The 25625-nt window shown below is 60.3% G+C and carries 23 protein-coding genes; 13 read left to right on the forward strand and 10 right to left on the reverse strand.

Going from position 1 to position 25625, the window contains the following annotated elements; translation table 11 throughout:
- Window positions 1-2: 2 nt before the first annotated feature.
- From I9184_RS01985 to I9184_RS02035, 11 genes are all read left to right on the forward strand, one after another.
- A complete protein-coding gene (locus I9184_RS01985) occupies window positions 3-296 on the forward strand; it encodes a hypothetical protein (protein WP_152458656.1) in 294 nt (97 codons plus the stop codon).
- Window positions 293-1219, forward strand: coding sequence for a UDP-N-acetylmuramate dehydrogenase (gene murB / locus I9184_RS01990; RefSeq protein ID WP_209832522.1), 927 nt, complete (start codon window positions 293-295; stop codon window positions 1217-1219). Before I9184_RS01985 ends, murB begins: the two co-directional genes overlap by 4 nt.
- A gap of 102 nt (window positions 1220-1321) precedes the next feature.
- On the forward strand, window positions 1322-2245 hold the full coding sequence (locus tag I9184_RS01995) for a D-alanine--D-alanine ligase (protein ID WP_209832524.1): 924 nt from the start codon (window positions 1322-1324) through the stop codon (window positions 2243-2245).
- The gene (locus I9184_RS02000; protein WP_171631006.1) at window positions 2233-3240 is read left to right on the forward strand and encodes a cell division protein FtsQ/DivIB; all 1008 of its coding nucleotides are present in this window, start codon (window positions 2233-2235) and stop codon (window positions 3238-3240) included. The genes I9184_RS01995 and I9184_RS02000 overlap by 13 nt, the downstream gene beginning before the upstream one ends.
- 8 nt (window positions 3241-3248) lie before the next feature.
- A complete protein-coding gene (gene ftsA / locus I9184_RS02005) occupies window positions 3249-4583 on the forward strand; it encodes a cell division protein FtsA (protein WP_170344711.1) in 1335 nt (444 codons plus the stop codon).
- Entirely contained in the window at window positions 4570-4989 is a 420-nt protein-coding gene (locus I9184_RS02010) for a hypothetical protein (RefSeq protein WP_209832526.1), read from the forward strand. The genes ftsA and I9184_RS02010 overlap by 14 nt, the downstream gene beginning before the upstream one ends.
- A 348-nt stretch (window positions 4990-5337) precedes the next feature.
- A complete protein-coding gene (gene ftsZ, locus I9184_RS02015; RefSeq protein ID WP_209832528.1) occupies window positions 5338-6942 on the forward strand; it encodes a cell division protein FtsZ in 1605 nt (534 codons plus the stop codon).
- A gap of 213 nt (window positions 6943-7155) precedes the next feature.
- A complete protein-coding gene (gene lpxC / locus I9184_RS02020; RefSeq protein ID WP_171722921.1) occupies window positions 7156-8076 on the forward strand; it encodes a UDP-3-O-acyl-N-acetylglucosamine deacetylase in 921 nt (306 codons plus the stop codon).
- 126 nt (window positions 8077-8202) lie between these two features.
- Complete coding sequence (locus I9184_RS02025; RefSeq protein ID WP_209832531.1) at window positions 8203-9066, forward strand: outer membrane protein assembly factor BamD; 864 nt, start codon at window positions 8203-8205, stop codon at window positions 9064-9066.
- 36 nt (window positions 9067-9102) lie between these two features.
- Complete coding sequence (gene recN, locus I9184_RS02030) at window positions 9103-10752, forward strand: DNA repair protein RecN (RefSeq protein WP_209832533.1); 1650 nt, start codon at window positions 9103-9105, stop codon at window positions 10750-10752.
- Between the two features lie 100 nt (window positions 10753-10852).
- Window positions 10853-12538, forward strand: a complete 1686-nt coding sequence (locus I9184_RS02035) for a chloride channel protein (protein ID WP_171631023.1) — start codon at window positions 10853-10855, stop codon at window positions 12536-12538.
- Window positions 12539-12541: 3 nt separating this feature from the next.
- Here I9184_RS02035 and I9184_RS02040 read toward each other — a convergent pair whose 3' ends face one another.
- From I9184_RS02040 to cobS, 5 genes are all read right to left on the reverse strand, one after another.
- Window positions 12542-13909 (reverse strand): DUF3179 domain-containing protein, encoded by a 1368-nt coding sequence (locus I9184_RS02040; protein ID WP_209832535.1) that lies wholly within the window; start codon window positions 13907-13909, stop codon window positions 12542-12544.
- 91 nt (window positions 13910-14000) lie between these two features.
- Entirely contained in the window at window positions 14001-14342 is a 342-nt protein-coding gene (locus tag I9184_RS02045; RefSeq protein ID WP_209832537.1) for a DUF427 domain-containing protein, read from the reverse strand.
- Window positions 14343-14405: 63 nt separating this feature from the next.
- Window positions 14406-16196 (reverse strand): aminopeptidase P family protein, encoded by a 1791-nt coding sequence (locus I9184_RS02050; protein WP_209832539.1) that lies wholly within the window; start codon window positions 16194-16196, stop codon window positions 14406-14408.
- 150 nt (window positions 16197-16346) lie between these two features.
- Window positions 16347-18224 carry a cobaltochelatase subunit CobT gene (gene cobT / locus I9184_RS02055; RefSeq protein ID WP_171167240.1) on the reverse strand — a complete coding sequence of 626 codons (1878 nt, stop codon included), beginning with the start codon at window positions 18222-18224 and terminating at the stop codon, window positions 16347-16349.
- A gap of 121 nt (window positions 18225-18345) precedes the next feature.
- Complete coding sequence (gene cobS / locus I9184_RS02060; RefSeq protein WP_209832541.1) at window positions 18346-19332, reverse strand: cobaltochelatase subunit CobS; 987 nt, start codon at window positions 19330-19332, stop codon at window positions 18346-18348.
- Window positions 19333-19788: 456 nt separating this feature from the next.
- On the opposite strand from cobS, the gene I9184_RS02065 reads away from it, so the two are divergent.
- On the forward strand, window positions 19789-20676 hold the full coding sequence (locus I9184_RS02065; protein WP_209832543.1) for a Hint domain-containing protein: 888 nt from the start codon (window positions 19789-19791) through the stop codon (window positions 20674-20676).
- A gap of 160 nt (window positions 20677-20836) precedes the next feature.
- Here the strand turns inward: I9184_RS02065 and I9184_RS02070 are convergent, their stop codons facing one another.
- Both I9184_RS02070 and I9184_RS02075 read right to left on the reverse strand, forming a co-directional pair.
- Window positions 20837-21391 carry a hypothetical protein gene (locus I9184_RS02070; RefSeq protein ID WP_348539498.1) on the reverse strand — a complete coding sequence of 185 codons (555 nt, stop codon included), beginning with the start codon at window positions 21389-21391 and terminating at the stop codon, window positions 20837-20839.
- A gap of 167 nt (window positions 21392-21558) precedes the next feature.
- Window positions 21559-22185 (reverse strand): J domain-containing protein, encoded by a 627-nt coding sequence (locus tag I9184_RS02075; protein ID WP_171631037.1) that lies wholly within the window; start codon window positions 22183-22185, stop codon window positions 21559-21561.
- Window positions 22186-22292: 107 nt separating this feature from the next.
- Here I9184_RS02075 and I9184_RS02080 point away from each other — a divergent pair, with 107 nt between their 5' ends.
- Window positions 22293-22547: a BolA family protein gene (locus tag I9184_RS02080; RefSeq protein WP_171631039.1), complete on the forward strand. Its 255-nt coding sequence runs from the start codon at window positions 22293-22295 to the stop codon at window positions 22545-22547.
- Window positions 22548-22560: 13 nt separating this feature from the next.
- Here I9184_RS02080 and I9184_RS02085 read toward each other — a convergent pair whose 3' ends face one another.
- The 3 genes from I9184_RS02085 to pepT all read right to left on the reverse strand — a co-directional run bounded on the left by I9184_RS02085 (window position 22561) and on the right by pepT (window position 25579).
- Window positions 22561-23637, reverse strand: a complete 1077-nt coding sequence (locus I9184_RS02085) for a pyridoxal-phosphate dependent enzyme (RefSeq protein ID WP_209832545.1) — start codon at window positions 23635-23637, stop codon at window positions 22561-22563.
- Window positions 23638-23822: 185 nt separating this feature from the next.
- Window positions 23823-24242: a DUF4177 domain-containing protein gene (locus I9184_RS02090; RefSeq protein WP_171631043.1), complete on the reverse strand. Its 420-nt coding sequence runs from the start codon at window positions 24240-24242 to the stop codon at window positions 23823-23825.
- Between the two features lie 80 nt (window positions 24243-24322).
- Window positions 24323-25579: a peptidase T gene (pepT, locus tag I9184_RS02095; protein ID WP_171631047.1), complete on the reverse strand. Its 1257-nt coding sequence runs from the start codon at window positions 25577-25579 to the stop codon at window positions 24323-24325.
- Between the last annotated feature and the right edge of the window lie 46 nt (window positions 25580-25625).

A 25625-nucleotide genomic window follows, 5' to 3' on the forward strand; every position in this document is an offset into this window, starting at 1 on the left:
CCATGGCGTCCGTCGCCACATTTGCCTATCTGCCAATTCTTTCTTTCCTGCTAGGTGCCGCCGCCGGTTTTACGGCGGGCCGTTGGCTGGGCCTGCGCGGCTTGTTGTGGCTGATCGGTCTGGCCTCGGCCGTCGGGCTGGCGTTGATCGTGGTACTGGCCGGTATTGGCACCGGCGAAGAGGAACAGGCGTTCGGCCCGCTGGTCTGGCTGACCGCTGGCGTTCTTCCCTTTCTGTTCGCCGCGATCATGGGCGGTGTGGGCGGACGTAGCCTGGCGGTGCGTGCAGACGCATGACAACGTTTCCCGTTCCGAAAGGTCGCCTGTCTCGGGCGCGACCTCTCTCTGAGCTCACATGGCTTCGCGTCGGCGGCCCGGCCGATTACCTGTTCCAGCCTGCCGATACCGAAGACCTGCAAGCCTTCCTGCGGGAACTGCCCGCACAAAACCCGATCTTTCCGATGGGTGTCGGTTCGAACCTGATCGTTCGGGATGGGGGGCTGCGGGCCGTGGTGATCCGGCTGGGGCGCGGGTTCAACGCGATCTCGGTTGACGGCAACACGGTTACAGCAGGGGCTGCGGCGCTGGACGCGCATGTTGCGCGAAAGGCGGCGGATGCCGGTGTTGACCTGACCTTTCTGCGCACCATTCCGGGCTCGATCGGCGGCGCGGTGCGGATGAACGCGGGCTGTTACGGCAGCTACACGGCGGATGTTCTGCGCAAGGCCACGATTGTCACCCGGCAAGGCGAACTTGTGGACCTGACGCCCGAAGACTTGAACTTTCGCTATCGCCAGACGGACCTGCCGGAAGGCGCCGTGCTGATTTCGGCTGTGTTCGAGGGCCCTTCAGGCAGTCCCCAAGAACTCCATGCCCGTATGGAGGCACAGTTGAAAAAACGCGACGAAACCCAGCCCACCAAAGATCGCAGCGCGGGGTCGACCTTTCGTAACCCGGCGGGGTTTTCTTCGACCGGGCAGGCGGATGACGTGCATGACCTCAAGGCGTGGAAAGTGATCGACGACGCCGGAATGCGCGGCGCGACGCTTGGCGGTGCGCAGATGAGCCCGAAGCACTCGAATTTCCTGATCAATACCGGCGCGGCCACCGCTGCAGACCTCGAAGGTCTTGGCGAAGAGGTGCGAAAAAAGGTTTACGAAACAAGCGGCATCACGCTAGAGTGGGAAATCATGCGGGTCGGTGATCCGCTGACAGAATAAAGCCCCGACCGTCAGACCATAACAGGCAAATTCAGGCGACGGATCAAAGGCATAAACGCAGTACGGACCACCACATAAGGTCCGGGGACATTGAGGCGCACATTGGGTATGTCGAGCAGGACAAACCCCAAAGTGGCGGTATTGATGGGTGGACCCTCGGCGGAACGCGAGGTGTCTCTCAGCTCTGGGCGCGAATGCGCGGCCGCCCTTGTGGGAGAAGGCTTTGAAGTGGTCGAACTGGACGCGGGTCCCGACCTCTGCGCGCGCCTTGTGGACATCAAACCGGATGTGGTTTTCAACGCCCTGCATGGCCGCTGGGGCGAAGATGGGTGTGTGCAGGGCCTGCTGGAGTGGATGCGTATCCCTTACACCCATTCCGGTGTGCTGGCCTCGGCGCTGGCAATGGACAAGCAGCGCAGCAAAGAGATTTACCAGACCGAAGGGCTGCCCGTCGTACCAAGCGTGATCGTGCCCAAGGTCGAGGTGGTCGAAGCTCACGTGATGAAGCCACCCTATGTGGCCAAGCCGAACAACGAAGGCTCCAGCGTTGGGATTTACATCGTCCATGAAAACGCAAACGGCCCGCCGCAGCTGTCCGAAGACATGCCCGATCAGATCATGGTCGAGAAATATGTTGCGGGGCGTGAACTGACCGTAACGGTGATGGGCGACCGCGCCCTGACCGTGACCGAGATCATGACCGATGGTGGTTGGTATGATTACGATGCCAAGTACAAACCGGGCGGATCATGGCATGTTCTGCCTGCCGATGTGCCACCGGACATCTTTGACCGTTGCATGGATTACGCCGTGCGTGCGCATGTTGCCTTGGGATGCAGGGGCGTCAGCCGCACCGATTTCCGCTGGGATGACAGCAAGGGTGCCGATGGGTTGTTCCTGCTGGAAACCAATACCCAGCCCGGCATGACGCCAACCTCTCTGGTCCCGGAACAGGCCGCTCATCTTGGAATGACATTCGGACAGCTCTGCGCCTGGATGGTGGAGGACGCCTCATGCGACCGCTGATCGCCAGTCGTTCATTGGAAATCCACCGCAGCAAACCACTTGCGGGGCCGGATGCCGATTTCGCCTCGGCCGACACGGACTCGCACGAGGCCGAACCGCTTTTGCGCCTGCGCGGTGCGCGTGTGTTTTCCCGCTCTGCGAGGCGCAGTGACCCTGCGCCGTCTCGTCTCAGCTATCGGCTGCAACGTTGGATGCTGACGCCGGGCATTCGCCTTGGTGTCAAGGTCGGCCTGCCGATCTGCGCCATCGCTGCCGCGGTTGGCATCTTCTTTGCCTCGCAGGACCGTCGCGACGCACTTGCCGCTTATATCGCCGATGTGCGCACTTCGATTCAGGAGCGCCCCGAATTCATGGTCAACCTGATGGCCATCGATGGGGCGGGAACCGACCTGTCCGAAGATATCCGTGAAATCGTTCCGCTGGATTTCCCGATCAGTTCCTGGGATCTGGATGTGGAACAGATCCGCGACACGATCACCGGGCTGGACCCGGTGAAATCCGCAACCGTCAGAATCCGCCCCGGAGGCATCCTGCAAGTCGATGTCGTCGAGCGTCAGCCCGTAATCGTCTGGCGAACGCGTGAGGGGCTTGAGCTGCTGGATGAGACAGGCGCGCATGTCAAGGAAGCCACCTCTCGCAAGGATCACGCCGATCTGCCGCTGATCGCAGGGATGGGCGCCGACGATCACGTCGGCGAAGCGCTGGAGCTTCTGCGGACTTCGCGCAGCCTGGGCAATCGCGTGCGCGGCTTGGTGCGCGTGGGAGAGCGGCGCTGGGATCTGGTGCTGGACCGTGGTCAGCGCATCATGCTGCCGACCGAACGCCCGGTGCGTGCGCTGGAACGCGTGCTTGCCGTGAACGAGGTACAGGACCTTCTGGAACGTGACGTGGCCGTGGTCGACATGCGCCTCGGGCAGCGTCCTACCATCCGAATGACCAAAGCCGCCAGCGAAGACTGGTGGAACACAAAAGTGACAGTGAGTAACGGGCAGTAACGACCATGATGACCGATCTTTATCAGTCCCAACGTGCCATGCGTCAGATGCGGCGGCAGGCATTGCAACGCGGTGTGATTGCGATTCTGGATGTGGGCAGTTCGAAAATCGCCTGTCTTGTGCTGCGCTTTGACGGAACCGGTCGGCTGAGCGAGGACAACACCATCGGTTCCATGGCAGGGCAGACAGGTTTTCGCGTCATCGGTGCCGCGACCACCCGGTCGCGGGGCGTGCAGTTCGGCGAAGTCACCGCCATGCAGGAAACCGAACGTGCCATCCGCACCGCGCTTCAGGCCGCACAGAAGATGGCCGACATCCGCGTCGACCATGTGATCGCCTGTTTCTCGGGCGCGAACCCGCGGTCTTACGGGCTGGATGCACAAGTCGATCTGGACGGTCAGATCGTGACCGAGGCCGAAGTAGGCCGGGTTCTGAACGCCTGCGACGTGCCGGATTATGGTGACGGGCGCGAAGTACTGCATGCTCAACCGGTGAATTTCGCGCTCGACAACCGATCGGGCCTGATCGACCCGCGCGGGCAGATGGGCCAGAGCCTTGCGGTCGACATGCATATGCTGACCGTGGATTCGTCAGCGATCCAGAACATCGTGCGCTGTATCAAGCGCTGCGATCTGGAACTGGCCGGGATTGCGAATTCGGCCTATGTCTCGGGCATCTCGGCGCTGGTCGAGGATGAGCAGGAACTGGGTGCGGCCTGTATCGACATGGGCGGCGGCACCACGAGCGTTTCGATCTTCATGAAAAAGCACATGATCTATGCCGATTGCGTGCGCATGGGCGGCGATCACGTGACTGCCGATATCTCGATGGGCTTGGGTGTACCTGCCGCCGTGGCGGAACGGATCAAGACATTCAATGGTGGCGTTCATGCCACCGGGGCCGACGACAGGGATATGATTGATATCGGTGGTGATACCGGCGATTGGGAACACGACCGCCGCACCGTCAGTCGTGCCGAGTTGATCGGCATCATGCGCCCGCGTGTCGAGGAAATTCTTGAAGAGGTCCGCGTCCGGCTGGACGCCGCCGGATTTGAACACATGCCAAGCCAGCAGATCGTGCTGACCGGCGGCGGCAGCCAGATCATGGGGCTGGACGGGCTGGCCACGCGCATCCTCGGTCAGCGCGTTCGCCTGGGCCGCCCCTTGCGCGTGCATGGCCTGCCCCAATCAGCCACCGGGCCCGGGTTCTCGTCCGCTGTCGGCCTCAGCCTGTTTGCAGCCCATCCTCAGGATGAATGGTGGGATTTTGAAATCCCGGTCGATACCTATGCCGCGCGTCCGTTCAAGCGCGCCGTGCGGTGGTTCCGTGACAACTGGTAGAGTCCTGCGCGGGTGTGCACTGGGCCCGGCGCTGCTGCCTTGCTTGGCCTCGGCCCAGACCATGATCACGCCCGAGGCGTTTCTGGACGCGGCGGTCGGCAAAACTCTGACATTCTACGAAATCCGCAGCGGTGGCCTGGTGGGAACCGAACAATTTCTGAGCCGCCGCATGTCGGTCTGGCGCGAAGAGGGGCAGGGCTGTGTCTACGGGCAGATCACGACGCCAAACGGTCAGTTGTGTTTTCTGTACGACAATGACCCGGACGGCATTCCGGTCTGTTGGTGGCCGTTTTTGCATGAAGATCGTTTGATGGTGCGGCTTGCCTCATTCGTCGATGGCGAAATACAGGAAGTGCGATCCATGACGGATCGCGGCCTGGACTGTCCAAATGCACCGCTCAGCTGAAGAAACCGGTTGCAGCGTTTCGATTTATCCCGCAAGATATCCACAAGGCCCGAAAGAGGCCTCGCGGCAGGACCTGAGCAGTTTTCCGCAATGTAGTTGACAGTCGATCAGAGCGCGATGAACGAATGTGTTCTCGCGTTCATGCTGGTTGTCTAGTAATGGTCGCCGTTGTTTCCGCTATATCTGGCGTGACCTGCGAAATGCCGCCGGTTTCTGCCTTATTTCCTCCATATTTTGTGGGAAAACGCGATTTTTGACGTGACCTTTTGGCATCAGGCCGCTAGAATCGAACAAGGATAGGTAAGAAAAACACCGCTTTGGCGGGACATAAATACAGGCGGACAGAGCATGACATTGAATCTTTCGATGCCCGGGCACGACGAACTGAAGCCTCGGATTACAGTATTTGGCGTTGGCGGTGCAGGCGGGAACGCCGTCAATAACATGATTGAAAAACAGTTGGACGGCGTTGATTTCGTGGTCGCCAACACCGACGCACAGGCGTTGCAACAAAGCCAGTCTTCGGCGCGGGTGCAGCTGGGCGTGAAAGTCACCGAAGGTCTGGGGGCAGGGGCCCGCCCGACCGTAGGCGCGGCCGCCGCCGAGGAAAGCATCGAACAGATTGTGGACCACCTTGCCGGCGCGCATATGTGCTTCATCACCGCCGGTATGGGCGGCGGTACCGGCACGGGGGCTGCTCCGATCATTGCGCAGGCTGCCCGCGAATTGGGTGTTCTGACCGTCGGTGTCGTCACCAAGCCCTTCCAGTTCGAAGGTGCCAAGCGGATGCGCCAGGCTGAAGATGGTGTCGAGGCGCTGCAACAGGTTGTCGATACGCTGATCATCATCCCGAACCAGAACCTGTTCCGTCTGGCCAATGAAAAGACCACCTTTACCGAGGCGTTCTCGATGGCTGACGACGTTCTGTATCAGGGCGTCAAAGGCGTGACCGACCTGATGGTGCGGCCCGGCCTGATCAACCTCGACTTTGCCGACGTTCGCGCCGTAATGGACGAGATGGGCAAGGCAATGATGGGCACCGGCGAGGCAACAGGCGAAGATCGCGCCATTCAGGCGGCGGAAAAGGCCATTGCAAACCCGCTGCTGGACGAAATCAGCCTCAAGGGTGCCAAGGGCGTGCTGATCAACATCACCGGGTCGCACGACTTGACCCTGTTCGAACTGGACGAAGCCGCCAACCGCATCCGCGAGGAAGTGGATCCCGAGGCCAATATCATCGTCGGCTCGACGCTGGATACCGCCATGGAAGGCGGAATGCGCGTGTCGGTTGTTGCGACCGGCATCGACGCCAGCGAAAAATCGACCGAAGTCCCGGTGGCACGCCGTTCGATGTCCGAACCGCTGACCCGCACGGTTTCGGCTGAAGAGCATATTCAGGAAGAAGCGCACGTAGCTGCCGACACAGCAGAGCCTGCCCCGCAGCCGGAAGAAAACCGCGAACCTTCGCTGTTCGAAGCCGCGGAAGAGCCGGCGCAGCCACAATTCCAGCCGCGCGTCGAGCGTGACGATGACGGCTTGCCGCCACCCGCTTATCAGCCGCGTGTGGCCGAATTCGAACCGCAGCCCGAGCATGTTGAACCCGCGCCCGAGGCATTCGTGGCACCGCGCGGGCATGCTGCCGGCACCCCGTCGCCCGAAGCGTTGCAGCGTTTGCAGGCCGCTGTGCAGAAGGTTCCGTCGGCGCCACAGCGTCCGGCGGCGCCCCGTCAACCCGAAGCAGTTTCGCAGCCGGAACACGAAGAACGCTCGCGGTTTGGCTTCAATCGCCTGATCGACCGGATGACCGGGCACGCCTCTGACACACCGGCTCAACCGCCGCGTCAGCAGCCCGTTTTGCGACAGTCCGAGGCAACCGCGCCGCTTCAGGAAGAGGCCGATCCGGATCAGGACCGTATCGAAATTCCGGCCTTCCTGCGCCGTCAAGCCAACTGATCGCGGTAACAAAATCCACTCAAAGGGCTGCCATTTGGCGGCCCTTAATTGTTTATTAATAGTCACTTGCAACTATGTGAGCAGGGTTTTGCCGATCTGTTACATACATGTTTCAATCGGTTGCAAAGAGTGAGTTGAGCCTTGACGCGGGCTTCCTTAACTCAGTGTCCAACACAGCCCAAGCAGGCTGGACACTACTCACCGAGGCCTATTTTGCAACATACGCTCAAATCTCCGGTCACGTTTACAGGCGTCGGGCTGCACAGCGGCAAGCCGGCGACCATGGTCCTGAAACCGGCGGCAGCCGGTCATGGCATCTGGTTCAAGCGGACGGATATTCAACTGGGCGACGCGATGATCCCGGCGATCTACTATGCGGTTGAACGGACCCCGCTTTGCACGCGTCTGGTGAATGATGCCGGCGTTTCGGTTTCCACCGTCGAACATATCATGGCTGCATTGGCCGGGTGTGGCGTGCACAACGCGCTTGTCGAGATCGACGGTCCCGAAGTTCCGATCATGGACGGCTCCTCGATTGATTTCGTGCGTGGCATCATGGCCCGGGGTGTGCGCCGTCAGGCCAGCCCGGTATTGGCCTATGAGGTCCTGAAAACCGTCACCGCATCCCGCGAAGGCGCGAGCGCCAGTATTGCGCCCGCTGACGGGCTGATCATCGACTTCCATATCGATTTCGAAGACGGTGCCATCGGCAGCCAGAGCAAAACGCTTGATATGCGCAACGGTTCCTTCGCGCGCGAACTCAGCGATTGTCGCACGTTCTGCCGACGCACGGATGTCGAGGCGATGCGCGAAAACGGGTTGGCTTTGGGCGGCACGCTTGAAAACGCCGTGGTCGTTCAGGGCGTCGAAGTTCTGACACCGGGCGGTTTCCGCCGGGTCGACGAGGCCGTGCGCCACAAAATGCTGGATGCTCTGGGTGATCTCTATCTGGCTGGTGGGCCGATTTTGGGTCACTTCACCGGAAACAAGTCGGGTCATTCGCTGACCAACACATTGCTGCGCAACCTGTTCGAAACGCCGGGCGCCGTGCGTCCGGTACTGTGCACACCGGAACAGGCCGCGCGCCTGCCGGGGCAGGGGCTTGTGGTCAACGAAATTCCCGAAGTGGCCTGATCAGATCAACTCTGACGACATTTGCGCCGGAAGTCGCATAAGGCGTTTTGCACCGGAATTTTCTGTGCTAGACCATGGCTCAAATCGGGGCAAACCCCATTAAGCAAGACGACAAGGATGGGCGGTATGGTTGGCAGCAAAGCGGCAGTCAGACTCGCGGGTGCGATTCTTCTGGCAGCAGTTTTGACGGCATGCGGCAACGCCGGCGGCCTTTTTGGTCGCAAGGGCGCGGACCGTGAACAGAATCTGGAAGGGTTCACGCCGGAACAGATCTATACCCGAGGTGAATACGAACTGTCGCAGAATCGCTCGGACGACGCGGCGTGGTATTTCTCGGAAGTCGAACGTTTGTATCCGTATTCGGACTGGGCCAAGCGCGCACTGATCATGCAGGCGTTTTCGTTCCATTCGGACCAGAATTACGAAGAAAGCCGCGCGGCGGCGCAGCGGTATATCGACTTCTATCCGACGGATGAAGATGCTGCCTATGCGCAGTATCTGCTGGCGCTCAGCTATTATGACCAGATCGACGAAGTCGGGCGTGACCAGGGCCTGACCTTCCAGGCGCTGCAATCTCTGCGGACCGTGATCGAGGTCTATCCCGACAGCGAATACGCCACATCGGCGGTACTGAAGTTCGATCTGGCCTTCGACCATCTGGCGGGCAAGGAAATGGAGATCGGGCGCTACTACCTGCGTCAGGATCACTATATAGCGGCGATCAACCGATTCCGAGTTGTGGTCGAAGACTTTCAGACCACATCCCACACCGCCGAAGCACTGTATCGTCTGGTCGAGGCCTATCTGTCGCTTGGCCTGCTGGACGAGGCGCAGACCGCAGGTGCCATTCTTGGCTACAACTACCAGTCCTCGGAATGGTATGACGATGCGTACAAACTGTTGACCTCTCGCGGGCTTGATCTCAAGAGCCGCGGTAACAACTGGCTCAGCACGATTTATCGTCAGACCATCAAAGGTGAATGGTTGTAATCGCGATGGCCTTTGGTCCGGGACGCTGAAGACCACATGCTGCGCGCCCTTGATATCCGCGATATGCTGATCATTGACCGGCTGGAACTCAGCTTTCAGCCGGGCTTGAACGCCCTGACCGGCGAGACCGGTGCAGGCAAATCGATTCTGCTGGATTCGCTTGGCTTCGTGTTAGGCTGGCGCGGGCGCGCGGAACTTGTGCGGCAGGGTGCCGCGCAGGGTGAGGTCGTCGCCGAATTCGAACTCTCTGCCGATCATCCCGCACATGCGATTCTGGTCGAAGCCGGTCTGCCGGGTGGCCAGGAACTGATCCTGCGCCGCGTCAACACGGCCGAGGGGCGCAAGACCGCCTGGGTCAATGACCGCCGCTGCTCGGGCGAAGTTCTGCGGGCGCTGTCCGAGACCCTGATCGAACTGCACGGACAGCACGATGACCGCGGTTTGCTGAACCCACGTGGTCATCGGGCGATGCTGGACGAATTCGCACAGGTCACGGAGCAGCTGTCAAACGTGCGAACCGCCTGGGCCGCGATGTCCCGAACCCGCAAGGCGCTGGCCGAGACCGAGGCCGCTCTGGCTGCGGTCCGCAGCGAGGAAGAATTCCTGCGTCACGCGGTCGCCGAGCTAGACCAGCTTGACCCGCGACCCGGTGAGGATGCCGAACTGGATGCCCGCCGCCGCATGATGCAAGGGGCCGAGCGGATTCGCGACGATGTTGCGCGTGCCTTTGCCCTGTTGGCCGGGGACGGGGCGGAAGGGGCCATGTCCGACGCCATGCGCTGGTTGGAAGGCGTCTCGGACAACGCGGGCGGCCAGCTGGAAGAACCGATAGCAGCGCTCGGGCGCGCAATGATCGAGTTGGGCGAGGCGCAGGATGGCGTGAATGCCTGCCTTCAGGCGCTGGACGTCAACCCGGCAGAATTGGAACAGGCCGAGGAACGCCTGTTTGCCATCCGTGCGCAGGCCCGCAAACATGGCGTGGCCCCGGATGATCTGGGTTCGTTTGCCGACACTCTGCGTGACCGGTTGAACCGGTTGGAGGCAGGGGATGCCGACCTGGCAGACAGGCGAGCTGCCGTAGACGCGGCGCAACAGGCCTATGACGCCGCCGCAGCCGACCTCAGCGCCGCGCGCAAGGCCGCCGCTGGGCGGCTTGACGCGGCCGTCATGGCGGAACTGGCCCCGCTCAAGATGGAACGTGCCGTGTTCCAGACCGAGATCACCCCGGTTGAACCCGGCCCCGAAGGCACCGACGCTGTGGCCTTCACCGTGGCCACCAACCCCGGTGCGCCGGCGGGGCCGCTGAACAAGATCGCCTCGGGGGGTGAGCTCAGCCGCTTTCTGCTGGCCCTCAAGGTCTGCCTGTCTGGCGACGACAGTGCCCGGACGATGATCTTTGACGAAATCGATCGCGGTGTCGGTGGGGCAACCGCCGATGCGGTCGGACGCAGGCTGGCGTCGCTCGCGCAGGGCGGGCAGGTTCTGGTTGTCACCCATTCCCCGCAAGTTGCTGCGCGGGCAGCTCATCACTGGCGGGTGCAGAAACAGGTTACTGACGGACAAACCCTGTCCACCGTCATTCCTCTGGCCGAACCGGATCGGGTGGATGAGATCGCGCGCATGGTGGCCGGCGACACCATCACCGAAGAAGCCCGCGCCGCCGCCCGGGCTCTGTTGCAGGCCTGACGCGGCGATGGCGTGAATTGGTGCTCACACTGTCGCTATCTCACTTTTATATGGGCGCTCCGTGGCTTACTAAGGGTTAAGTGATGATCCTCGAGGGCCAATGACCCAATCGACCCGCACCGTTCTGCGCAACCAGTTCAATCAGGCTGTGGCCGCGATCAAGGATGCGTGGCGGGTCATGCTGCGCCGGGGGCCAAGCCAGATCCAGTTCTGGTTCATTGCGCTGGCCATCGGGATAGGGGCGGGTTTCATGGCGCTTGGCTTCCGCAAGGCCATCAGCGCATTGCAGGCCTATCTGTACGACACCAATGATATCCTGCTGCTGCACAGCCACGCCGAGAAACTGCCATGGTTCATGGTTCTGATCATTCCCATCTTCGGTGGCCTGGTCGTCGGCATCATCCTGAACCGGTTCACCAATGACGGGCGCGTCCGGTCGGTTGCCGACGTGATCGAAGGTTCGGCCATCACCGACGGGCGGGTCGAGGTCAAGGCGGGCATCGCGTCGTTCTTCGCCTCGCTGATCACGCTCAGTTCTGGCGGGTCAACAGGCCGCGAGGGGCCGGTGGTGCATATGGCCGGAGTGATTTCCACATGGGTCAGCAACCGCATACATGCGGACGGGATCACGGGGCGTGACCTGTTGGGATGTGCCGTCGCTGCGGCCGTGTCGGCCAGCTTCAACGCCCCCATTGCGGGGGCCTTGTTCGCGCTCGAGGTCGTGCTGCGCCATTTCGCCGTTCACGCCTTTGCTCCGATCGTCATCGCCTCGGTCGCGGGAACGGTGATCAACCGGCTGGAATATGGCGACGTTACCGAGTTCACGCTGGAGACGCCGGGATCGCTGCAATTCTATGTCGAGCTTCCGGCCTTCCTGATCCTGGGCCTGATCTGCGGACTTGTCGCGCTGCTGCTGATGCGGTCGATTTTCTTTGCCGAGGATATCGGCAGCCATATCCAGAACCGCCTGTCGATTCCGGCCTGGTTGCGCCCTGCGGTGTCCGGGGCGATGCTGGGGCTGATGGCGATCTGGTTCCCGCATATCATCGGCGTGGGGTACGAGACGACAATTCGCGCCCTGACCGGTGATCTGGTGCTGACCACGGCCATCCTGTTTGCGGTGACCAAAACGGTTGCGGTGGCGATTACCATGGGTGGGCGCATGGGCGGTGGGGTGTTCTCACCGTCTCTGATGGTCGGCGCATTGACCGGGCTGGCCTTCGGTCTGATCGCCACCGGGTTGTTGCCGGATGTGTCGGGCACGCATACGCTCTATGCCTTTGCCGGAATGGGCGCCGTAGCTGCGGCGGTGCTGGGCGCGCCCATCTCGACCACTTTGATCGTTTTTGAACTGACCGGCGATTGGCAGATCGGTCTTGCCGTGATGGTAAGCGTGTCCATGTCCACGGCACTGGCCTCGAGACTTGTGGACCGGTCTTTCTTCCTGACCCAGCTGGAACGGCGTGATGTCCACCTGGCCGCGGGGCCGCAGGCTTATCTGCTGGCAATGCTTCGCGCCGGTGCCGTGATGCGCCCGCTTGGGGATCCGCGGTCGATCACGAAAGAAGAGGCGCAGGGGCTGATTGACCAGGGCCTGTGCATTCAGGCCAGCGCCACGCTGGAAGCCGCCATGCCCTATTTTGATCGTGACGACATCCCCTGCATTCCGGTTGTCATTCTGGAAAACGACGGCTCTGAAACACCGGTTGGGGCGCTCTATCACGTCGATGCGCTCAAGGCATATAACAGGGCGCTTGCGGCCACGGCTGCCGAAGAGCATTCCTGAGTTTCACTCACCATACACGCTGGCTGCGTCGCCCAGATAATTGTCCCACGCAAACCAATAGGAAACATGACCGGCGACTCGTGGCAAACGCGTTCCATCCGGCCCGATCAAAGCCTCTTCCGTGACGGTCCAACCGTTCCCCGCGCTATCCTGCAACCCGCCTTGCGTCGCCCGGAACGCATGCGTTTTTCGCTCATAGGCCCGCACGCTGCGCTCTTTGGGATCGCCAATCAGAACCAGAGGTGTCCGACCGATTGCATCGTTGATCACCGGTTTGCCCTTGAACGCAACCAGAGGCCAGGCGCGGGCTGCACCAAACTGGCGCACGGCAAAGATGTAATCCTTCTGCCTAAGCCGGGACTGATCCACAACCGCCGGGAACATCAGCTCGCTCGAGGCGAAATAGTCGCGATAAACCACCCCTGATCCGTAATTGCGCCGATGCCCGGTGTTCAGCGACAGAACACGGGTTTTGGGATGCGAGGTCCTCCAGCTGTCCCATGTCGTGATCACCACAGGGTGTTGTTTCAACGTGATGCCGCTGTTCGCCAAGGGCCCCACAACAGGTTTGCCGGTATACTGGTTCCACAGCGAATGCGTCTCACGGTCAAACATCAGCTTGTTCGAGCGATAGAGGAAACCTGACGACCCGAAAATGAACGGCTTTCGCCGCCCCGCCACCTGGGTTTCAAACAGGATGCCAGACCCGCAAAGCGTGCAATAGGCCAGCGCCACGGGCACGCCACCGATCACCTCGTTGAACATCTCGTGCCAGCCCATGATCCGCAGGGGATAGGCGCGCTCATCCCCGTTGATGGCGACGCCGAACACCAGATCATCGCCCTTCAGATACCCCGCATTCGAAGCAGAGATCAGGGTGGGATCGTCCAGGGACGGAATGCCATCCTTGTACACACCGCCCCAGGCGATCTCTTCCAGGCGGATCTTCATCTTGTCGCGTTGCAGATATTCGGGCCGCAGGAACAGATCGAAATTCGGGTCGATCCCCAGAAGAACCTCGCGCTTGAACGGGATCAGCGACGGATGAGGGACAATCTGCGGGTTACGTTCCTGCCACAGCATCCAATCGAACCAGTCATTGCCATGGCGTTGCCCGGTCAGGGCCTCCATCACCTCGACAATCTCATCCCGTCGCCTGTCGGCATAACGCATCGCAGTCAGCAACCCGGCCACAACATCCGGCTGGCCACGGCCCTTCAGATACGCCATCTGCGCCTCAAACGCGGTCCGACGCCCGCTCAGCGTGCTGCGCAACGCGTCCAGAACCGGATCCTGCTGCGCCCACAGCACGCCGGGCGCCATTGCACCAGCCCCAATCATCCCAGCAAAATCGCGACGTGACATCGACATGGAAGCCTCCGGTGTTACCCCGGAGAAAGTGTGCCGCAAATGCCGTTCACGTGCATGCCACAGCTGCGTGAGGTGGGCGCGGGGGCTGGCGTTAAATCTGCTCCACTTTCACCGATTCGACCGGGTAGAATGCCAGATGGTCCTTGATCTCGGCCACCGCCTGAATCGGATCCTCATAGCTCCAGACCGCGTTGTCGGTCACGGATGACTTGTTGACGATGGAAAAGTGCGTCGCCTCGCCCTTGCCGGGGCAGTGGGTCACCTTGTCAGTCCGATCCAGAAACGCCATCGCAATATCGTTGCGCGGGAAATAGATCACCGGATCCTTTTCGCCTTCAAGCAGTTCCAGCGCGTTGTTCGTTTCGCCCAGGATAGCACCGCCCGAGCGGACAGTCCATTTGCCCGGCGCTTTCCGGATCGTGATCTCAGCCATTCCTCTTCCTTCCGTCGTCGTATCAGGGTCACCCCTCTGCCTGTTTTATGTAACAGGCCAGTGTCAGATTGGGGCAGTTGCGGCATCCAACCACAGTTGTGCGTCATGTCCCAGCCTTGGGCGGATTTTTTCCGCAACGTCGCGGTGATAGGCATTCAGCCAGTCGCGTTCGTCAGGCGTCAACATATCGACCAAGATCAGTCTGCGGTCAATCGGCACAAAGGTCAGCGTGCGCCAGTACAGCATCGCGCGTTCGGCATCGCCACCGGGAAGCAGAGGAGCGTCTTCCACCACCACAAGGTTTTCGATGCGGATGCCAAAGGCACCTTCCCGGTAATACCCGGGTTCGTTTGACAGGATCATGCCGGGTTGCAGCGGTACATGGCTGACTTTGGACAGCCGTTGCGGCCCTTCATGCACGCTCAGATAGGCGCCGACCCCATGTCCGACCCCATGGTTGAAATCCTGTCCCGCAGACCACAGCGGCACGCGGGCCACACATTCGATATCCCGCCCGGAAAGGCCCGCAGGCCAGCGCAGCATCGACATGGCAATCATGCCCTTCAGCACCCGGGTGAAGCAGGTTTTTTCCTCGGTTCCGACGTCACCGATGGCGATGGTTCGGGTGATGTCGGTGGTGCCGTCCAGATACTGCCCGCCACTGTCCAGCACCAGAATATGGCCATTTTCCAGGCGGCTGTCGGTCTCTTCGGTCACGCGGTAATGCATGATCGCGCCATTCGGACCCGTGCCTGCAATGGTATCGAACGAGATGTCCTGAAGCGCATTGTCCTTACGCCGGTTTTCTTCCAGCCGGGTGACAACCTGTGTTTCGGTCACGCTGCCCGGGGCCTGTTCGTCCAGCCAGCACAACGTCTCGATGACCGCCACCGCATCGCGCAAATGCGCCTCGGCGCTGCCCGCGATTTCAGCCGCATTCTTGCAGGCTTTGGGCAGGGCGCAAGGATCGCCGCCATCCGTCATTGCGTCACCCAGCGCATCGGCCACGATCTGAGGCACCGAAGCGGCATCCACCTGCACCGGACCGGCCAGAGCCGCAACCGAATCCAGAAAATCGCCCACAGCGCGCAAGGTCACCTGAGAACACAGATGATCCCGCACCCCGGCCAGTTTTTTTGCCGCCATGAACAGATCGACCTGACCACCTGCATGAAGAATGGCAAAGCCGTGGGCCACCGGGTTATAGGCGATATCCGACCCACGGATATTCAACAGCCACATGATGGAATCCGGCAGGGTGATCACCGCTGCCTTGTGCCCGGCCCGCCGAAGGTCTTCGGCCAGACGGGCGATCTTGCTGTCCGCACCTTCCCCGGCAAATTCGATCGGATGCGCCTTGACCGGGTTCATCGGCGGTGCGGGTTGATCGGCCCAGATCCGGTCCACAAGGTTTTCGCACCTTACCAGTTCGATGCCCGATCCATCCAGATCACTCAATGTGCCGGAAATCTGCCCCGCCGAATGCAGCCACGGGTCAAAACCGATCTTGCCGCCGTTGGGCAATTGCTGTTTCAGCCAGGCGCTCAGGCTTACCTCGGGCCAGGGGACCGGGGTGAAATCTGCGGCAACTTGTGCCTTGACCTGGGTGCGATACCGCCCGTCGATGAAAACTCCGGCCACGTCGCGCAGGGCGGCGCAAAACCCGGCCGAGCCCGTGAACCCGGTCAGCCAGGCCAGACGTTCATCGCGCGCCGCGACATACTCTCCCTGATGCGCATCCGCCCGCGGGATCAGAAACCCGTCCAGCCCTTCTTGCACCATCTGTTCGCGCAAGGCGGCCAGCCGCGGTGGCCCCTGTTCCGGGCGGGCGGTCACTTCGAAGGATTGGAACATGGGCGGCCTCATTCACATCATTTGAGCGTGACCCTGAGGCGCATTTCAAAAAATGTCCAGACGGGAACACCCCGTCTGAACGGGCCGATGATCAGCAAGGAAAAACACGTCGCCCTCGGGGAAATACGCCCACCGCGCGGAAGATCAGCCTCAGCCGGCCTTTCTCATCCCCATGACACGCGCCCGCGCCCGCGGGTCACTGTCAAACAGAGCCGCCAGTTGTTCGGTCATCGCGCCGGCCAGTTGTTCGACATCGGTAATCGTCACCGCCCGGTCGTAATACCGGGTCACGTCATGGCCGATGCCGATGGCCAAAAGTTCGACCATCTTGCGTTTTTCAACCATCGCGATCACGTCGCGCAGGTGTTTTTCCAGATAGTTGGCGGGGTTCACGCTCAGTGTCGAATCATCGACCGGCGCACCGTCCGAGATTACCATCAGGATCTTGCGTTGTTCGCGCCGTGCCAGCATCCGGCGATGGGCCCATTCCAGGGCTTCCCCATCGATGTTTTCTTTCAGCAGGCCCTCTTTCATCATCAGACCCAGATTGGGCCGCGCGCGACGCCAAGGGGCGTCCGCGCCCTTGTAGATGATGTGGCGCAAATCGTTCAGACGGCCGGGCTGTTGCGGGCGGCCATCGTTTAGCCACGCCTCGCGCGCCTGACCGCCTTTCCACGCCCGCGTGGTAAAGCCCAGAATTTCGACCTTTACATTGCACCGCTCCAGCGTCCGGGCCAGAACATCGGCACAGATGGCGGCGATCGAAATCGGACGACCCCGCATCGACCCCGAATTGTCCAGCAGCAGCGTCACCACCGTGTCGCGGAACTCGGTGTCTTTCTCGACCTTGAAACTCAGCGGAGTGGTGGGGTTCGCGACCACACGTGCCAATCGGCCCGCGTCCAGAATGCCTTCCTCGCGGTCGAACTCCCAGCTGCGGTTCTGCTGCGCCTGCAAGCGACGTTGCAGCTTGTTGGCCAAACGGCTCACCGCGCCTTTCAGCGGTTCAAGCTGCTGATCCAGATAGGCCCGCAGACGTTCCAGCTCGGCCGGTTCCGCTAAATCCTCAGCGGCGATCTCTTCGTCGTGAGTGTCCAGATAGACCTTGTAATCCGGGTCCGCTTCAGATGCCGGCGGTGGGGCAGGCGGCTCCAGAGGCGCCTCGCCATCCGGCATCTCAGCCTCGTCACCCATCTCGTCTTCGGCCATTTCGTCCATCGAGACCTGGGCCTGAGACTGATCCTGCTGCTCTTCCTGCGTCTGCTCAGGTGTCGCGTCGGCGTCCTGTTCGTCCTGATCATCCTGACCGGTGCTGTCCGGATCGGGCTGCTCCTCGGCGTCTTCCTCGGCCTGGTCTTCCTGCTCGTCGTCCAGCTCATCGGGGTCATCCCCAAGCTGGTCGCCATATCCCAGATCCTTGATCACCTGACGGGCGAATTTGGCAAACTCCGCCTGATCCGAGAGAATCTCGTCCAGATTCTCCAACGTCCCACCCGCTTGCTCTTCAATGAACCCACGCCACAGGTTCATGATGTTTTCTGCGGCGGGGGGCAGATCGCGCCCGGTGGCCAGATGCCGGATCAAGTACCCTGCCGCAACCGACAAAGGTGCATCGGCAGGTTGCTTGCACTGATCATACCCACGCCGGATTGCTTCATGCCCGATCTTGACGTCAATATTGCTGGCGGTGCCCGGCATGTCCCGCGCGCCCATTGCCTCGCAGCGGGCGGTCTCCATCGCTTCGTACAGATCCCGCGCCATATCGCCCGGAGGCGCATAGCGCGCATGGGTCGCGTCGTCATGATACTTGCGATGCAACGCCAAGGCGTCCGCCGTGCCTCGCGCCAACAGCACTTCTTCGCGCGTCATCCGGCGCGAGACCTGAGGCAGCCGCATCGACTCGCCCGTCATGCCCGAAGGGTCCACCGTATAGGTCACCGACAGTTCGGGATCATCGGCCATGACCTTGGTGGCCTCGGCCAAGGCCTTCTTGAACGGATCGGCGGGGTTGTCGTTCTTCTGTGCCATGTCCTTAAGCCCTCATAGTACTGGCCTGCCCGGCGTCGAAAACAGCAACGGATCTGTCTTCATCTGGCCAAAAATATCCCCGCCGGAGGCATTGCGCCCGCGCCGGGCGCAATTCGAGTGCTTACCCCAAGCTTGCACTCGCCGCGCTTTCAGGCAACTCCTCATCAAAGCAGCGCTGATAGAACTCGGCCACGGTCTGGCGTTCCAGCTCATCGCACTTGTTCAGGAAGGACAGGCGGAACGCATAGCCCACATTGCGGAAAATCTCGGCGTTCTGGGCCCAGTTGATCACGGTCCGCGGGCTCATGACGGTGGACAGATCGCCATTCATGAAGGCGGTCCGGGTCAGGTCGGCCACGGTGACCATCTGGCTGACAGTCTTGCGGCCCTCGGCGGTGTTGTAATGCGGCGCCTTCGACAGAACGATCATCGTCTCGGCGTCGTGGCTCAGATAGTTCAGTGTCGACACCAGCGACCAGCGGTCCATCTGCGCCTGGTTGATCTGCTGCGTGCCGTGATACAGACCCGTGGTGTCGCCCAGACCGACCGTGTTGGCGGTGGCAAACAGGCGGAAATTGGGGTTCGGGGTGATGATCTCGTTCTGATCCAGCAGGGTCAGCTTGCCGTCATGCTCCAACACACGTTGGATCACGAACATCACGTCGGCGCGGCCCGCATCGTATTCGTCGAACACGATGGCAACCGGGTTGCGCAACGCCCAGGGCAGAATGCCTTCGTGGAATTCGGTCACCTGCTTGCCGTCGCGCAGTTTGATCGCGTCTTTACCGATCAGGTCGATCCGGCTGATATGGCTGTCGAGGTTCACACGCACGGCGGGCCAGTTCAGACGGGCAGCGACCTGTTCAATGTGGGTGGATTTGCCGGTGCCGTGATAGCCCTGGATCATCACGCGACGGTTATGGGAGAAGCCCGCCAGAATCGCCAGCGTGGTTTCCGGATCGAACTTGTAGGTCGGGTCGATGGCAGGCACACGGTCTGTGGCTTCGGCAAAGCCCTTGACCGCCATGTCGCTGTCAATGCCGAACACGTCACGGACCGAGATATCCTCGGTAGGTTTTGCGTTGATATCGATCGATCCGTCAGCCATGCGCCTAGTCCTTATCCTTTGGCCCGTTCACCGGGTATGAACCCGTGTGTGGTGCAACATATTGCGGGCAAGGGCAAGGGAAAGCGAAAGGCGCCCAAAGGTGCGCATGTTTTTCTTGCAAACTGGCCCTATCGTTGCGCGTGGGATGTCATTCCAGAATGATGACCCACGCTACGATTTGGCACCTCGCGTTAACAAGCTTTGAGGCCGATTGCGCATAACCCAGAAGTCCTCGGTGAAAGGCTGGCAACGGCCTTTGCGCCTCGCTCAAATGCAAACATTAACATACTATCATTGAAATGCTTCTTCGGCGCGTTAACATGACTTCTAAATGTGGTTTTTTTGGCGGTCTTTGTGAGTTTGTGAGGGCTGTGGTGTTCTGTTCAGTCAACACACGGAAGGAACTTGTTCATTGCGAGTTCCCTTTTGGTCCACCCTGCTTAGCGGATACAACGTATGTCGTTTGATGTCTTACTTCATTCGGTCAACACAAGCGGGCAAGGGGACTTGATCGTCAAAAACTTGACCGATCCAGCCACTGTCTCGGGTCAAACGATTTCGATCAACGGTGGTCCGTTCGTACCCTACACGTATCTTGGACAAGGTAACTACAGAGGTACCGGCGAATCTGGTGAGTTTATTCAGGTTGGAACCGAAATCTATGCCTGGGACACCAACAACCCCACCGGGCCAATGACAACCGGAAACTGGCAAATCACAACCGGAGATCTTGATCCAAACAATCCGCCCTGTTTTGTTGCTGGAACCCTGATAGAGACCGAGGCCGGTCCACGCCCGGTCGAGAACCTGATGATCGGTGACAGAGTTTGCGTGTCAGGTGGAAAAACGCTGCCGATTTTGTGGATCGGGAAAAAAGTGCTGAGTGCACAAACACTGGCTTTGCAACCGAAATTTAGACCCGTTCGCATTCGGCGCGACGCGATTTGCAAGGGTCAACCCAACCAGGATGTTTTTGTGTCCCCGCAACATCGGATCATGCTGGAAGGCTGGCGCGCCGAGTTGTTGTTCGGACAAGATCGGGTCTTTGTTGCGGCAATCCACTTGGTGAATGACGGAACAATTCAGCAGGTGCATACAGGTGAAGACATCACATATTACCACATTGCCTGCTCTCGACACGCGATACTGCACTCGCAGGGGCTACGTAGCGAAAGTCTTTTTCTGGGCGACACAGCGCTGCAGTCTTTCTGTCGTGAAGACGTCGAAGAACTGCTCGCACTGTTCCCCGAATTGCGTGACGGCACTGCAGAGTCGCAACAAACTCGCTTAAGTTGTTTGAAGCGCCGGGAAGCAATTGCATTGCGAAGCTCATACCCGGACTAAAGCGCGGATAGTTGTAATCCGAACCGCTCCTGATTTGATCCCTGGCCTCAACAAACCCCTTCAAATGTGTTCTCTGGGACCATTTACCATAGGCAATTTCTCAGTGCAGCACCGTTGAGATGGCCTTACACATCTGTGCCTTGGGTCAACCGTTGCTTGACTATAGCGAAAACCAAAGCTCGCCCTTTTGAAAACCGCCTTTCACCAGGCGATCCGCGTTCAACACATCCGGAAACTCGTCTGCCCAATCCCGAAACCGGTCATTTGTGACGATGCGCGCCTGGCTGTCCCGCGCCGCCTGCAAGATCAGCGGGTCGGCGGGCGTTCCTTTGGGGGCCACCATGACCTGCTTGGATCGCAGGCCCAGGGCGCGGCTCAGCTTCCGGTCGTCCATATAGTGGCCTTCGACTTTGTACCCGACATTCGCATCGAACATAACACCGGGTTTGAACCCTGCGCGCTTCAAAGTCTCAAGGACCTTCTTCAACGTAACCAGATCCGGGGTGCCATCTTTCCAGTGCATGACGTTCGAGCCGTCCACGATGATCCATGTATTGGCCCGGCGCCACCTGAACCAGGCCCGTATGAACAGGATTGTGCTGGCCATCACGCAAATCAGCGCCAATAGGAACAGCCAATCCGCGTCTGTCTGAATGAAACTGGCAGCGATGAGCCCGCTTAGCGAGACGAGCAACAGGCAAATGGATGTGCGCACGAAACTGATCCCTGGAAACTCCTGTCCCAAATCCTCCACCACTTTCGCGTGGAATGAAACAGGGTTCCATACGGAACTTGCGCAGTTTTTTCAGGTTGTGTCGTCTGCGGCACCCAACCATTCAGGCAGAGCGCGCCGCGAACGCAAAGCAGGCAAAGCCGTGACCGCTACTTGAAGTTCCGGCTGTCCTTGATCTGATCCCAGGCCCAGACAACTTCCTGCAGCTGTTCTTCCTGTGAACGGTCGCCGCCGTTCATGTCCGGATGCAGCACTTTGATCAGCTTCTTGTACGCTTTGCGAACCTCGGCCTTGGTCCAGCTGTCATTGGCCTCGAGAATCTCGATCGCACGGCGTTCGGTCGGCGGCAGGCGTCGTCCGCCGCCACCCGTCGTGCGGCCTTTGTTCTGCGTGCTGTTGGCACCAAGAACCTGATGCGGATCCTCGATCCCCAAACGGGCCCAGGCACGTGCTTCGGGGTCGCCCATCGGCTTGGTCTCGCGCTCCCAAACCTTGTCTTTCGATCGCTGCGCGTTCAGCTCGGCTTCGGTGGTGCCGTCAAAGAAATTCCACTTCTGGTTATATTCCCGCACGTGTTGCTGGCAGAACCAGAAAAAATCATCCAGGACATCCGGTGCTTTTGGCGCGCGGAACTTTCCCGGTTCTTCGCATCCCTCGTGGTCACAGATCCGGACCGAGGTTTCAGAGGCACCCGACATGCCCCGGCGTCCCCGCGGATTCTTCTTTTTGGCGCTGGAAACGGACATATCGAATCCGAAGGGGTCTGATTTCGCCATGCTCTAATCCTCAAGAACGCGTCTTTTCGACTCGGAGGCAGCAGTTTAATCTAAGCAGCCGAAAGTAGAAGAGGGGTGCGGCAATATTTTTGCCGCTGAGCAAAAAAATGAGTGTGACTGACGAGATCCGAACCCGCCTGCAAGCCGCCTTTGATCCGCGCGAGCTGGACGTGATCGACGACAGCGAAAGCCATCGCGGCCATGCGGGATATCAGGACGGTGGTGAAAGCCACTTCAACGTCCGTATCCGCGCCAGCGCATTCGAAGGCAAATCCCGCGTCGCCCGCCACCGTGCCGTGCACAAGGCGCTGGGCGACATCGTACCGCGCATCCACGCGCTGGCCCTGGATATCGGCGTCTGAAGACCTTTACGTGTCAACCCGCCTCCATCTGTGCGGACGGCGTCGATGCCGAGATGGCGTATTCCTCTTCCGTCATGCCCTCTTCTATTTCCTCGAACAGCGGGGTCGACAAGTATCGCTCGCCGGTGTCCGGCAACATGACCAGCATGACAGAGCCCGCCGACGCGGATTCGGCCAGCTTCATGGCCACCGCAAAGGTCGATCCGCCCGAAATCCCGGTGAATATCCCTTCTTCGGCGGCAAGCCGGCGCGACCATGCGATTCCTTCGGGTCCGGGAATGGGGATCAACTCGTCATAGTATGAATTGTCGATGGCTTCCTGAAGAACCCAGGGGATGAAATCCGGTGTCCAGCCCTGAATCGGGTGGGGCTCGAAATCGGGGTGGCTTTCGGTCGGCTGATGGTCAGCGTTGCGCGTATTGACGTAACCTGATGATACTATTGCGGCATTTGCCGGTTCGGTCAGGATGATCCTGGTGTCGGGCCGCTCTTTCCGCAGTATACGCGAAACGCCCGAAACGGTGCCGCCGGTCCCATAGCCCGTCACCCAATAATCCAGCCGTTGCCCTTCGAAATCCGCAAGAATTTCCCGGGCAGTCGTGTTCTCGTGAATATCGGCATTGGCTGCGGTCTCGAACTGGCTGGCAAGGAACCATCCGTTTTCCTCGGCCAGTTCCTTGGCCTTGGTATACATGCCGAACCCTTTTTGCGCCTTCGGGGTCAGAACAACCTTGGCGCCCAGAAACCGCATCAGCTTTCGCCGTTCGACCGAGAAGCTCTCGGCCATCGTCACGACCAGAGGGTATCCCTTGGCCGCGCACACCATGGCCAGCCCGATCCCGGTGTTGCCGGATGTCGCTTCGACAACGGTTTGTCCGGGCTTCAGCCGCCCGTCACGTTCCGCCGCCTCGATGATGTTCAGCGCCAGCCTGTCCTTGACCGAGCCTGCCGGGTTGAAGGCCTCGAATTTCACATAGACGGTCACATGCTCGGGCGCGATCCGATTGACCCGAATGCAGGGCGTGTCACCGACCGTGTCGAGAATGCTGTCATACAGGCGTGTCCGCCCTTGTGTCTGTCGAATAGCCATTTCGATGTCCCTCCAGAATATCCGGCTAACATGCCACAGATTTCCCGAGGGTGTAGCCCTTATTGCTTTCCAATGTGGTTGGGCCGTCCCGGCTCGACTTGACGTATGTCAGAGCGAACACGGATGTCCTGCACAAGGCCACAGGGCATTTGCAATCGCTCTGGCGGTCGTACCAGCCCCCAAGCCTATGTTTTTGAAGGGTCGCTTTCATCAGCGGCGTCATCAGACCGCTTCAACGACAAAGGCGGCTCGTCCGCCTCTGCGGCAATAGGTTTTGGGGCCTGTACCTCGTCGGGGCCCGGAATCGGCTGGGCCAGCGGGGTGTCATCCATCTCAGGTACTGCGCCGACCCACGAGGCATCGACTTCCTCTTCCACCACGCGGCGGAACACCAGCACATTGCGCCAGTTCGTGGTCGATCCGGTCAGACCCGAGCGTTCTTCGCTGGGCAGCAACTCGGCCCGCTGGTATTCCCAGCCATCCTGCCCCAACTGATTCAGCAGTTGCTCGACCGAGACGGCAAAGCGGCCCTCGGCCGTTTTCACGCCTTTGGCTTTGACACCTTTTTGCGGGGCGGGGATGACCTTGTATTCGTAGCGCTTCATCTACTGTTCCTAAATGCGTTTCCGCGCCAACTTAACACGCTGCCCCCCGGGTGAAAGGGCCCTTGCTCATCCGGCGGAATTCACCTCTGACCATTCGCTTCGGCCTGTGCCGCCTTGGCCACAACCGACAGGCACAGTTCCGTCGCCAACGCCATGTCCTGCACTGAAATCCATTCCAACGGGCCGTGAACGCACTGCATCCCGGTGAAAATGTTGGGGCAGGGGGTGCCGAATTCGGTCAGGCGCGATCCGTCCGTGCCGCCCCTAATCGGTACCGACAGCGGTTCAACCCCCAACTCGCGACACGCATCGCGCGCCAGTTCGACCGGAGTCATGTCGTTTTCCAGCCAATACCGCATGTTGCGGTACTGGTGGCTGATGTCGCAGGTGATGGTCGCGCGCGGTTCCGTGGCCTGCACGGCGGCGCAGACCTGCCGCACGATGTTTCGTTGCGCTTCCAGCCCGTCCATCTCGAAATCACGCAGGATCAGCTTGATCTCCATCTCGGATGATCCGCCGTTCATGTCAGTGACATGGATGAAGCCTTCGCGCCCGTCCGTGGTTTCCGGCGTCATGGTGGCCTGAGGCAATGTCTGTACGATCTTTGCCGCCAGATGCGTGGCGTTCACCATCTTTTCCTTGGCCAGGCCGGGATGGATCGAAACACCCTCGATCCGGATCACGGCGCGGTCGGCCGAGAAACTTTCATACTCGATCTCACCCACTTGCTGCCCATCCAGCGTATAAGCAAAATCCACGCCCAGATCCTGGGGAAGTTGTTCCGTGACACCCCGGCCGATCTCTTCATCCGGAGTGAACGCGATACGAATCGGACCATGTGGAACATCCTGATTTTCGATCAGGTGCCGCGCCATCGTCATCAGAATCGATACACCGGCCTTGTCGTCCGCGCCCAGCAGGGTTGTGCCCGACGCAGTGATCAGGTCGTGGCCGATCTTTTCGGCCAGATAGGGGTGGTCTTCCGGAGAAAGAACCAGATCCGGGTTGTCCGGAAAGGTGATGTCGCCACCGTTGTAGCCCTTGATCACCCGCGGCTTGACGCCGGTTGCGTTGAACTGAGGGGCTGTATCGACATGGGCCAGAAAGCCCACGGTCGGCCCCGGCGCCGTTCCGGGAATGGTCGCGACGACAACACTGTCGCCCGTCATCTCAACATCCTGCGCGCCGATCTGGATCAGCTCATCGCGCAACAGGTTCAGCATGTCGAACTGAATCTGAGTGCTCGGGGTCGTCGGGGATGTCTCGTCACTTTGACTGTCGATGGCGGCATAGCGCACCAGCCGGTCTTCGAGTTCCTGATCAAATCTGCTTTGCATAATACCTCACCTCTCTGTTGCGGAGGAAAGGGCCCAAACAGCAGGA

Source organism: Ruegeria sp. HKCCE3926, from assembly GCF_017872515.1.
In the GTDB taxonomy this organism is placed as follows: Bacteria; Pseudomonadota; Alphaproteobacteria; order Rhodobacterales; family Rhodobacteraceae; genus Ruegeria.

Bases quoted from the DNA above. Each gene is read 5' to 3' on its own strand.
- I9184_RS01985 (WP_152458656.1), top strand. From the start codon at position 3: ATGGCGTCCGTCGCCACATTTGCCTATCTGCCAATTCTTTCTTTCCTG.
- murB (WP_209832522.1), top strand. From the start codon at position 293: ATGACAACGTTTCCCGTTCCGAAAGGTCGCCTGTCTCGGGCGCGACCT.
- I9184_RS02000 (WP_171631006.1), top strand. From the start codon at position 2,233: ATGCGACCGCTGATCGCCAGTCGTTCATTGGAAATCCACCGCAGCAAA.
- ftsA (WP_170344711.1), top strand. From the start codon at position 3,249: ATGACCGATCTTTATCAGTCCCAACGTGCCATGCGTCAGATGCGGCGG.
- ftsZ (WP_209832528.1), top strand. From the start codon at position 5,338: ATGACATTGAATCTTTCGATGCCCGGGCACGACGAACTGAAGCCTCGG.
- I9184_RS02025 (WP_209832531.1), top strand. From the start codon at position 8,203: ATGGTTGGCAGCAAAGCGGCAGTCAGACTCGCGGGTGCGATTCTTCTG.
- recN (WP_209832533.1), top strand. From the start codon at position 9,103: ATGCTGCGCGCCCTTGATATCCGCGATATGCTGATCATTGACCGGCTG.
- I9184_RS02035 (WP_171631023.1), top strand. From the start codon at position 10,853: ATGACCCAATCGACCCGCACCGTTCTGCGCAACCAGTTCAATCAGGCT.
- I9184_RS02040 (WP_209832535.1), bottom strand. From the start codon at position 13,909: ATGTCGATGTCACGTCGCGATTTTGCTGGGATGATTGGGGCTGGTGCA.
- I9184_RS02045 (WP_209832537.1), bottom strand. From the start codon at position 14,342: ATGGCTGAGATCACGATCCGGAAAGCGCCGGGCAAATGGACTGTCCGC.
- I9184_RS02050 (WP_209832539.1), bottom strand. From the start codon at position 16,196: ATGTTCCAATCCTTCGAAGTGACCGCCCGCCCGGAACAGGGGCCACCG.
- cobT (WP_171167240.1), bottom strand. From the start codon at position 18,224: ATGGCACAGAAGAACGACAACCCCGCCGATCCGTTCAAGAAGGCCTTG.
- cobS (WP_209832541.1), bottom strand. From the start codon at position 19,332: ATGGCTGACGGATCGATCGATATCAACGCAAAACCTACCGAGGATATC.
- I9184_RS02065 (WP_209832543.1), top strand. From the start codon at position 19,789: ATGTCGTTTGATGTCTTACTTCATTCGGTCAACACAAGCGGGCAAGGG.
- I9184_RS02075 (WP_171631037.1), bottom strand. From the start codon at position 22,185: ATGGCGAAATCAGACCCCTTCGGATTCGATATGTCCGTTTCCAGCGCC.
- I9184_RS02080 (WP_171631039.1), top strand. From the start codon at position 22,293: ATGAGTGTGACTGACGAGATCCGAACCCGCCTGCAAGCCGCCTTTGAT.
- I9184_RS02085 (WP_209832545.1), bottom strand. From the start codon at position 23,637: ATGGCTATTCGACAGACACAAGGGCGGACACGCCTGTATGACAGCATT.
- I9184_RS02090 (WP_171631043.1), bottom strand. From the start codon at position 24,242: ATGAAGCGCTACGAATACAAGGTCATCCCCGCCCCGCAAAAAGGTGTC.
- pepT (WP_171631047.1), bottom strand. From the start codon at position 25,579: ATGCAAAGCAGATTTGATCAGGAACTCGAAGACCGGCTGGTGCGCTAT.